Origin of the sequence: Zoogloea sp., from assembly GCF_041914405.1 — a bacterium.
Taxonomy (GTDB): domain Bacteria; phylum Pseudomonadota; class Gammaproteobacteria; order Burkholderiales; family Rhodocyclaceae; genus Zoogloea.
In genome coordinates this window covers 1-9,622 of the sequence record NZ_JAYSDK010000064.1, presented here as the reverse complement: position 1 = coordinate 9,622, position 9,622 = coordinate 1, and the positions used below count along the sequence as shown (strand labels likewise).

General features: G+C 63.2%; 10 protein-coding genes and 1 tRNA gene. 5 read left to right on the top strand and 6 right to left on the bottom strand.

The features are described 5' to 3' along the window. From actP to ACE3RX_RS22610, 4 genes are all read left to right on the top strand, one after another. The coding region (actP, locus tag ACE3RX_RS22625) for a cation/acetate symporter ActP (protein WP_374487229.1) at nt 1–1,418 on the top strand (1,418 nt) is incomplete at its 5' end. Nucleotides 1,419–1,807: 389 nt separating this feature from the next. Then, nucleotides 1,808–2,482: a response regulator transcription factor gene (locus ACE3RX_RS22620; protein ID WP_374487228.1), complete on the top strand. Its 675-nt coding sequence runs from the start codon at nt 1,808–1,810 to the stop codon at nt 2,480–2,482. Then, the gene (locus ACE3RX_RS22615) at nt 2,469–3,980 is read left to right on the top strand and encodes a sensor histidine kinase (RefSeq protein ID WP_374487227.1); all 1,512 of its coding nucleotides are present in this window, start codon (nt 2,469–2,471) and stop codon (nt 3,978–3,980) included. Before ACE3RX_RS22620 ends, ACE3RX_RS22615 begins: the two co-directional genes overlap by 14 nt. A 66-nt stretch (nt 3,981–4,046) precedes the next feature. Then, nucleotides 4,047–4,122: transfer RNA gene (locus ACE3RX_RS22610), tRNA-Phe, on the top strand. A 164-nt stretch (nt 4,123–4,286) separates the two neighbouring features. Here the strand turns inward: ACE3RX_RS22610 and ACE3RX_RS22605 are convergent. Next, on the bottom strand, nt 4,287–4,682 hold the full coding sequence (locus ACE3RX_RS22605; RefSeq protein ID WP_374487226.1) for a VOC family protein: 396 nt from the start codon (nt 4,680–4,682) through the stop codon (nt 4,287–4,289). A 119-nt stretch (nt 4,683–4,801) separates the two neighbouring features. Next, nucleotides 4,802–5,428, bottom strand: a complete 627-nt coding sequence (locus ACE3RX_RS22600) for a glycoside hydrolase family 19 protein (protein ID WP_374487225.1) — start codon at nt 5,426–5,428, stop codon at nt 4,802–4,804. 211 nt (nt 5,429–5,639) lie between these two features. On the opposite strand from ACE3RX_RS22600, the gene ACE3RX_RS22595 reads away from it, so the two are divergent. Further along, nucleotides 5,640–6,101 carry a hypothetical protein gene (locus ACE3RX_RS22595; RefSeq protein WP_374487224.1) on the top strand — a complete coding sequence of 154 codons (462 nt, stop codon included), beginning with the start codon at nt 5,640–5,642 and terminating at the stop codon, nt 6,099–6,101. Between the two features lie 85 nt (nt 6,102–6,186). Here ACE3RX_RS22595 and ACE3RX_RS22590 read toward each other — a convergent pair whose 3' ends face one another. The 4 genes from ACE3RX_RS22590 to ACE3RX_RS22575 all read right to left on the bottom strand — a co-directional run. Further along, complete coding sequence (locus ACE3RX_RS22590) at nt 6,187–6,555, bottom strand: VanZ family protein (RefSeq protein ID WP_374487223.1); 369 nt, start codon at nt 6,553–6,555, stop codon at nt 6,187–6,189. A 34-nt stretch (nt 6,556–6,589) separates the two neighbouring features. After that, nucleotides 6,590–8,320: a TrkA family potassium uptake protein gene (locus tag ACE3RX_RS22585; RefSeq protein WP_374487222.1), complete on the bottom strand. Its 1,731-nt coding sequence runs from the start codon at nt 8,318–8,320 to the stop codon at nt 6,590–6,592. A 5-nt stretch (nt 8,321–8,325) separates the two neighbouring features. After that, a complete protein-coding gene (locus tag ACE3RX_RS22580) occupies nt 8,326–8,709 on the bottom strand; it encodes a DUF6394 family protein (protein ID WP_374487221.1) in 384 nt (127 codons plus the stop codon). 146 nt (nt 8,710–8,855) lie between these two features. Continuing rightward, nucleotides 8,856–9,622: phosphomethylpyrimidine synthase ThiC (locus ACE3RX_RS22575; protein WP_374487220.1), on the bottom strand; the 767-nt coding region annotated here is incomplete at its 5' end.

Here is a 9,622-nt window from a genome sequence, read left to right as displayed (position 1 = left end):
CGATCGGCTTCCTGGTCGGCTGGCCGGTGATCACCTTCCTGATGGCCGAGCGCCTGCGTAACCTCGGCAAGTTCACCTTCGCCGACGTGGCCGGTTACCGCTTCCAGCAGACCCCGATCCGCGCCTTTGCGGCGTCCGGTACGCTGGTCGTCGTGGCCTTCTACCTCATCGCCCAGATGGTTGGTGCCGGTCAGCTGATCAAGCTGCTGTTCGGTCTCGAGTACTGGATCGCGGTGGTCGTGGTCGGTGCGCTGATGATGGTTTATGTGCTCTTCGGTGGCATGACGGCCACCACCTGGGTGCAGATCATCAAGGCCTGCTTGCTGCTCGCCGGTGCTTCCTTCATGGCCTTCATGGTGCTGGTCAAGTTCGGTTTCAGCCCCGAGGCGATGTTCGCCAAGGCCGTCGAAATCAAGACCGCGCTGGCCGCCAAGGATGCCAAGCTGATCGAGGAAGCTGCTGCCAAGGGTGTCGATATCGCCGTGGCTGCCGCGAAGAAGGGTGACTCCATCATGGGGCCGGGTTCCTTCGTGAAGGATCCGATCTCCGCGATCTCCTTCGGTATGGCGCTGATGTTCGGTACCGCTGGCCTGCCCCACATCCTGATGCGCTTCTTCACTGTGCCGGATGCCAAGGAAGCCCGTAAGTCCGTGGGTTGGGCGACTGTCTGGATCGGCTACTTCTACATCCTGACCTTCATCATCGGCTTCGGCGCGATCACCTTCGTGCTGACCAATCCGGAGTTCCTGGATGCCAAGGGTGCGCTGAAGGGCGGCGGCAACATGGCGGCTATCCACCTGGCCAACGCTGTTGGCGGCAACATCTTCCTCGGCTTCATCTCCGCGGTTGCCTTTGCCACCATCCTGGCCGTGGTTGCGGGTCTGACCCTGTCCGGCGCTTCTGCCGTGTCCCATGACCTGTACGCCACCGTGTTCAAGAACGGCAACGCCGACTCCGCCGCCGAACTGCGCGTGTCCCGCATCACTACGGTTGTGCTGGGTGTGATCGCGGTGGTCCTGGGTATTGCCTTCGAAAAGCAGAACATCGCGTTCATGGTGTCCCTGGCCTTCGCAATCGCCGCATCCGCCAACTTCCCGGTGCTCTTTATGAGCGTGCTGTGGAAGGACTGCACCACCAAGGGTGCGGTGATCGGTGGCTTCCTCGGCTTGATCAGCGCCGTGGTGATGACCGTGCTGTCGGATTCCGTGTGGGTCGCTACCCTCGGCAACCCGAAGGGTTCCGCACCGTTCCCCTACACCTCGCCGGCCCTGTTCTCGATGACCATCGGCTTCGTCGGTATCTGGATCTTCTCGCTGCTCGACCGCAGCCCGAATGCCCAGAAGGAGCGTGAGGACTTCGCTGCCCAGCTGATCCGTTCCGAGACCGGTATCGGCGCAGCGGCTGCGTCCAGCCACTAAGCGTTGTTTCCCGCCGGGCGCATGCCCGGCAACCGTGTGCCAACCCCGGCGCTCCGCAAGGACGCCGGGGTTTTAATTTGCGTGCCAGGCATTGGCGTGCCGAAATGGCGTGCGCGGCCCTGTGCTAGACTCAAGCGGATTTGTTTTGGGAATGTCGTCGCGCCCGTGAAAGCCCGCTGTGGCGGTGAGGCGCGCTGGAAAGGCCGGAGCCGGCCAGTCAGGAAAAAGACGGCGGGGGACAGAGCCGTCGGGCGGCCCGATCCCCCGAGGCGTGGTCCAGCGCAAGCCGGGCCGATGCCCCCAAGACCGAGTAAAAGGAGAACAGCAGGCCGAATATGCATCGGCCTGCTTACTTCAAACTTACACCTCTGCATCACATCGGGAGTGCCATGCGGATTCTGTTGGCTGAAGACGACCTGATTATTGCTGACGGTCTGTGCCGTGCGCTCAAGAAGGCCGGCTACGCGGTGGACCACGTTGCCAACGGCGCCGAAGCGGATACGGCGCTGCTGGGCCAGACCTTCGATCTGCTGATTCTCGACCTGGGGCTGCCCAAGTTGTCGGGCATTGAGGTGCTACGTCGTCTGCGTGCCCGAAAATCGGTGCTGCCAGTGCTGATCCTGACCGCCCAGGACGGCATCGAGGATCGCGTGCGCGGCCTGGATGCTGGTGCAGATGACTATCTGACCAAGCCGTTTGCGCTGCCGGAGCTCGAAGCCCGTGTCCGGGCCTTGACCCGTCGCGGTACTGGCCAGGCCCGCTGCATCGAGTACGCGCGCCTCGTCTATGACCAGGCCGACCGGGTCGTCAAGATCGATGGGCAGGTGGTTGAACTCTCGGCGCGGGAGGTTGGCCTGCTCGAAGTGCTCCTGCTGCGCGCCGGCCGGCTGGTGAGCAAGGAGCAACTGGTCGACCACCTGTGCGGCTGGGGTGAGGAAGTGTCGAACAACGCCATCGAAGTGTATGTGCATCGCCTGCGCAAGAAGCTCGAGCAGAGCGGTGTGCAGATTGTCACCGTACGTGGCCTGGGATACTGCCTGGAAAAACCGGATGTGGTCGCCTAGATGGCGCAAGGTGGCAGAGGATGCGTCCTCTGCCGACGGCAAGGCCTTCAATTCGCTGTTCGGCGAGATTCTCGACTGGATGCTTGCGCCACTACTGTTCCTGTGGCCGATCTCCATCATCGTCACCCATAACGTCGCCAACAGCATTGCCAATCAGCCCTATGATCAGGCCCTGGCGGTCAACGTGCGGGCCATCGCCCGGCTCGTCAAGCTGGAGAACGGCCAGGCCAAGGTTAATTTCCCGGCGCCGGCACGCCTTATCCTGCGGGCCGATGAGGACGATACGGTCTACTACCAGGTGATTGGCTTCAAGGGCGAGTTGCTGGCCGGCGACAAGGATATTCCCCAGATCAGCGTGCCCGAGAGCGTCGTGCCCGATCTGGTGATGTACCGGGACGAGTCCATCGCCGGCGAGGAGGTGCGTGTCGCCTACCAGTTCCTGCGCCCCATCGACAGCATGCCCAACCGGCTCGTGCTGCTGCAGGTGGCGGAAACGCGCAACAAGCGCAGCACCCTGGCGTCGCGGGTGGTGACCGGTGTGCTGCTGCCCCAGTTCGCGATCATCCCTATCGCGGTGATCCTCGTCTGGCTCGGACTGTCCCGTGGCATCGCGCCGCTCAACCAGTTGCAGCGCCTGATCCGCCGTCGCCGGCCATCCGATCTGTCGCCGATTTCGGTTTCCGGCGTGCCTGAAGAAGTGCGGCCGCTGATCGTCGCTTTCAACGAGATGATGGCGCGTCTCGAAGAGAACCTGCAGGCCCAGCAGCGCTTCATCGCCGACGCGGCCCACCAGATGCGCACGCCGCTGACCGGCCTGCGCATGCAGACCGATCTGGCTCTCATGGAAACCGACCCGCAGCAGATCCATCGCTCCCTGCTGCATATTTCCCAGAGTGCGGAGCGCGCGAGCCACCTGATCAACCAGCTTCTCTCCCTGGCCCGTGCCGAGGCCAGCTACGAAAAGATCTACGCTGTCGAACGGGTTGATCTGGAGGTGTTGTTGCGCAACATGCTCAGCGACTTCGTGCCGCGGGCCCGCCAAAAGAATATCGACTTCGGCCTCGAGACTACCGATGAGCCCCTGGTCATCGACGGCAATCCGGTGCTTCTTGGTGAGCTGCTGAAGAACCTCATCGACAACGCGATCAAGTACACCCCGGACGGAGGCTGTGTCACGGTGCGCACCATCGCCACCGAGCGCGCCATCGTCGAGGTCGAGGATACCGGCATCGGCGTGCCCGAAGGCGACCGGGAGCGGGTGTTCGAGCGCTTTTACCGGGTGCTTGGAAGTGCCGAGAGCGGCTCGGGCCTGGGCCTCCCCATTGTGCGGGAGATCGCCGAACTGCACCGTGCCAAGGTCAGCCTGATTCCCAATCCATCGGGCAAGGGGACCATTGCCCAAGTCGTGTTCCCGCGCAGCCGCCCGCTCTCGGATGAGGATTCGGCCGGACGCCCGGCTTTGCCGCGGGTGGCGTCAGAACACTTTCCGCCGGGCTGATCGAAAATAAAAGTAGAAAGTGCTTGACGCGCATCTGATGGCTTCCTATAATGCGCTCTCTTTCGGGGCCAGTTAGCTCAGTTGGTAGAGCAGCGGATTGAAAATCCGCGTGTCCGTGGTTCGATTCCGCGACTGGCCACCAAAAAATTCAAGTAAAAAGCCTAGCCTTAATCGGCTGGGCTTTTTACTTTTCAGCGCCTCGTCTGACGTTTTTCTGACGCCGATCCATGTGGTCGGCGTTTTTGCGTTCATGCCGGCGATGGCCTACTGGCTTGTCGCCTCTGGTGTGGTGTTCGGGATGCCCGCTTACGGTGACGGAAGCTGTTCGCCCGTTGCTACCGGCGAGCAGAACCACAGCTTGTTGCCTTCGCTGTCCAGGAAGCTGCCGACATTGAAGCCGTCGTCGTAGGTCTGGACCGGGTCGGAGATGCGGACGCCGCGGGCAGCCAGGGCTGCGGCGGTATCCGGCGCATGCTTGGTGGCGATGGTGATGCGGGGGTTGGGCTGATCCGTTGGGGTACCGTACCAACCGGATTTAAGCATCAGGATCGTCGTGCCGAGGAAATAGCCGACCTTCTGCATGCCTTCATAGGCGGGCTCGAGTCCCAGTGTTTCACTGTAGAAGCGGTGGGCGCGGTGCTTGTCGACGACCGCCAAGGCGATGACCTTGATACGCAGGAAGCCGAAGTCTGCGGCGGCCATCATGCACCTCCCTGGACGCGGGTCTGGAAACACCTCTTGGCGCCGCGTTATGGCTCCGCAAGGCTTACAAGCCCACTATAGACAGCCGCCGTGCATCTTTCCTACCTGGGCTTTCAGCGCTAAATGAGACCTTCGATCTGCTTGTAGAGCGCGAACCGTTCCTGCACGCCGACAAGGCCGCCGTTGATACGCCGGGTGATTTCCCGGAAATCTTCCAGGTCATCGTCGTCCGTCTTGTCGTCGGCGAGGGCGTTCAGCCCGTGGCTTTGCCAGAACCAGGCGGCACTCAGGGCGGCATACGCGGGCTGCTGAAGATACTCCGGGTGGCTGACCAGATCGACGCCTATGGCCTTGCCTGCCGCCGCGTAGTTGCTCTTGCCGGTGAGCTGGATGAGGCCCCGGCCGCGGTAGCGGAAGCCGTCGCCACTACTCACGTCGCCATTGCCGAGCCGATTGGCATATACGAAATTGCCCAGCTTTTCCTGGTTCTGCGCGTAAGGCATGGCGGCGGTAAGGGTGGGGAAGCGCTTGGGCCAGACTTTTACCAGCCGTGCCGCGCTGTAGTTGAGGGACTCGACGAGATTGCGGAACTGCCCTGACTCGTGCCCGGTCTGGGCCAGAAAGCTGCAGATGCGGTCACGGGTGTTGATCTCGTATTTGTCGAGGGCGGGGGCGAGTGCCTTGGCCCAGGCGTCGGGATCGGGGCACAGGGGAAAGACCTTCTTCAGCGCGCCGGCAGTTAGCATGATTGGTGCTCCTTGGGGCTGTTGCGCAGCGTTTTCAGGAGGTGCGGAGGCTGTCAATGCTGCGAGCGTAATGCCCCTCAGTTATAGACCTCACTTCGGGGTTTGCAAGAGCGCGTGCCGGGCGCGTTGGGCTTGCGGTAACGAGTCTGGGGGTTGATAACATGCGGGACTGGGGGGCGAGGTGCTTCCGCTGCGTGGGGTGCAGAATGGCATGAACAAGGTACTCTTCCTGCTGGGCTTGCTCGGGGCCGCATGGGGCGATGCGGCGATGGCTGACGTCACGACCCTGTGCCATGGCAGTGAGCGCACGATCTGGTCTTGTCGGGCTGGCGCTAAGCTGTACGCGCTATGCGCGTCCATGAACCTGGGGGAGGAGGAGGGCTATCTCCAGTACCGGGCTGGCGGGCCGTCGAGGGGGGCGTTCCGGTTTCCTGGGAGGCTGACGCACCCGCGCGGGCATTTCACCTTCAGCCTGCTGGCCCATGGGGCGAGCTTGGCATTCGAACGCGGCGCCTATCGCTACGAGATCACCGAGGACATCAAAGGGGACACCTCGATCCTGGTGAGCCTGCCACAAGGCCGAATGGTGGCCATTGACTGCGCCGATGCGACGCAGACCCTCACCGAGAACGCGACTATCGATCTATTCAAGTCCGCCGGTCTGGCGGAATAGCCGGACAAGACATGAACTTCGCGGGGCGGAGCTTTGGTGCCGAGATGCGCTGGCGCGTGCCGGGCGGGATGTTGCGTAGCGCCGTTCAGGCCGTGGAGGTGCCGCGTGCGCCATGCAGGTGGATGAGCCAGCTGCCGATGAGTAGCCCGCTGGCGTCGGCCATAACGTCCCAGGGATCACCGACCCGGTTGAGCGTGAAAAAGTGCTGGCTCAGCTCGATGAGCACGCCATACATCAGCAGGCCGGTGGCGATCCTGCGCGTGTGGTCAGGCCAGCCACTCCAGCCCAGCAGCATCAGCACCAGAAAGGCGGCGCAGTGCTCGAGTTTGTCCTGCCAGGAAAAGGCGTTGAACACTTCCGGCAGCGGGATCATCGCCATGATGAAGATGGCGATCAGGGCGACACTGAAGCTGGCTCGGGAAAGGGTGGGGGGGAGGATGGCTGCGTTGCTCATACGGATGATGCTGTTGTGCTAACTGGCACGCATTCTATCGTGTTGTGTCGGCATTCGGACGCCGGCCGGAGAACCATTCCCAGATGAGTCCGCCAGGGCTGTCCCGCCCGGTCAGCACAAAGCGAAGGCTGTGTTCGTTGAACAGGGTCAGGCCGAGTTCCTTGCGGGCGCTTTCAGTCCCGGCGAAGAGCAGGTGGTCGCCCGGCTGAAGGGTCTGATCCAGCTCGGGCAGCAGCTGTGCTGTCTGTCCGTCCCGTGCCAGCAGGAGTGGAATGCAGCCCAGTTCTGGGCGGTCGGTGAGGGGGGCCTTGAGTACGGATGCCAGGCTGGGTGCGGCGTCGCCGCGCATCAGCAGGCGGTGCAGCGCTGGCGCCTGGGACAGGTTCAGCTTGACGCTCCATACGGCGGGAACCGTCCATCCCAGCTTGCCGGTGAGTTTCTCCAGTACGGTTCGGGCCCAGGTGTCGTCAGCCTGCCGGACAGCCTGTAGGAAGGTGGCCAGCAGTGGCGTCGTCAGCGTGGCCAGGCATTCGTGGGCGATGATCTCGCTGGGTACCACTGAGAAATCCGGTGCCACAGCATTGAACAGGGTGCGATTGGCCACCTGGTTCTGGCGCACCACGGTGAACAGCCGGGGATTCATCGTCCGGGCGGTGACGACGATGGCCAGGTTGTCGATGTCGTTGCCCGTGGCGGCCACGATGCCGACGGCGTCGGCGATGCCTGCATTGTCCAGCGCGTCGCCGCAGGCGCCGTCACCTTTCACGCCGACGCGCGGTGGGGCGACGAAGACCTTCTTGTCGATGATCGTTAGCGGCAGCTCGGCCTTCTCGAGGGTGGTCGCCATGACTTTGCCGAAACTGCCGTAGCCGCATAGCACCCATTTGCCTTTCGGCGGCTCGCGGTGGCGGGTCAGTGTCGTGCCGGGCAGGCCGGTCAGCCACAGCAGCAGGTGGTAGGCCGACGGCGAGCGCAGGGCCAGGGACATGTACTCGCCGAATTTTTCGAAGGGATTGATGATATGGCGGGTGCCGAAGGACGCCATGTTAGCTGCGGTTTCCGCGTGCTCGGCGCGGCACAGGGCCGGGATGGATGGAGCCAGCAGGCGGGAGGATATGGCGATCGCCAGGTTGGTCGGGTCGTGGTCGGTCAGCGCAATGACGCCACGGCACTGGGGCTTGGCGAGGCCGGCGAAGACCAGGGTGTCGGGCACGCCGGCATCGGCGCACAGGGCTGGCATGTCGGCGGAGTAGCTCTGCAGTTCCAGGTCGGCGATCTTGCCTTCGTCCTTGTCGATGACGACCGCCCGGTAGCCCAGTTCGTCGAGAGCCTGGCAGATCATGTGGCCGGTTTCGCCGTAGCCGCAGACCAGAAAGAAGGCTTCCCGCAGGCGCCGCACCTGGCGCGCGAAGCGCTGCACGGCGAGGGCGCTGAGGAAGTTCTTGTCCTGCAGCATCGCGAACACGGTGCCCAGGGTGTAGGCCCAGCCGATCACGGACAGGTAGATGCAGATGGTTACCCACAGCCGCTGCTGTTCCGAAAAGGCGTAGGGAATCTCGCCAAAGCCGATCGTGGTGGCCGTGTAGCTGAGGAAATAAGTGGCGTGGAAGAAGCTCATCCGCTGCGGCACGCCATTGGCGTCCTGCGGACCGGGCACCAGCGTCAGTCCGAGGACCGACACCGCGAAGATCACGATCAGCGTGAGCAGCGGCGCGCGCAGGCGCCGCAGGACCAGAAAGATCGTGCTGGTGGGCGTGTTGTCCACCGGGCTCAGCGCCGCTGCATGATTGTCTCGGCGATGAGGATGATCACCGACACCACGTTGGCGAACAGTGCTCCGCCCGACAGGGAGACGATGCTCGACATGCTGGCGGCGGTAACCCCCGTGCCGGCCACATGGGTCGCGTAGCCCCACACCATGGCGGCGGCCAGCAACTGCAGGTCGGCCACCAGGCTGGTGGCCAGGTGCACGGCGCCGATCTGCGTCCGGTCGCCGAACTTGAGCACCGTGGCAATCAGGTTGACGACGATCGCCGCGAACAGCTCGTAGAGATCGTGGTGAACCGGGTTGTCGAGCTCGCCGATGAAGAAGCCGAAGTTCAGCGTGGCGGCAAAGACGATGAAGAAGCCGAAAATGACTTTTTCCAGGTTCATCGAAGGCGTCCAGGACGGGAATGAAAGAGGATGCTACACCGGCTTGAAGTTGGTATGGGGGCAGGGCGTCGGGGCCTGTCTGTGGGGGATTCCTGTGGGGGCGAATTCATTCGCCCCCACAGGAACAGAGCCTTACCCTGTGTTTTTTACACCTTCCGGTAAATCTCCGCGCCGCTCTTCACGAACTCGACGGCCTTGGTTTCCATACCCTTGCTGAGGGCCTCGTCTTCGCCGATGCCCTGCTTGGCGGCGAAGTCGCGCACGTCCTGGGTGATCTTCATCGAGCAGAAGTGCGGGCCGCACATGGAGCAGAAGTGGGCCACCTTGGCCGATTCCTTCGGCAGGGTCTCGTCGTGGAAGCTCTTGGCCTTGTCCGGGTCCAGACCCAGGTTGAACTGGTCGTCCCAGCGGAACTCGTAACGCGCCTTGGACAGCGCGTTGTCGCGGATCTGCGCGCCCGGGTGGCCCTTGGCGAGGTCGGCGGCGTGGGCGGCCAGCTTGTAGGTGATGATGCCTTCCTTCACATCGTTCTTGTCCGGCAGGCCCAGGTGCTCCTTGGGGGTCACATAACAGAGCATGGCGGTGCCGTACCAGCCGATCATCGCGGCGCCGATGCCGCTGGTGATGTGGTCGTAGCCGGGGGCGATGTCGGTGGTCAGCGGGCCGAGGGTGTAGAACGGGGCTTCCTTGCAGTGCTTCAACTGCAGGTCCATGTTCTCCTTGATCAGGTGCATCGGCACGTGGCCCGGGCCTTCGATGATGGTCTGCACGTCGTGCTTCCAGGCGATGTCGGTGAGTTCGCCCAGGGTTTCCAGCTCGCCCAGCTGCGCCGCGTCATTGGCGTCGTAGATGGAGCCGGGACGCAGGCCGTCGCCGAGGCTGAAGGCCACGTCGTAGGCCTTCATGATCTCGC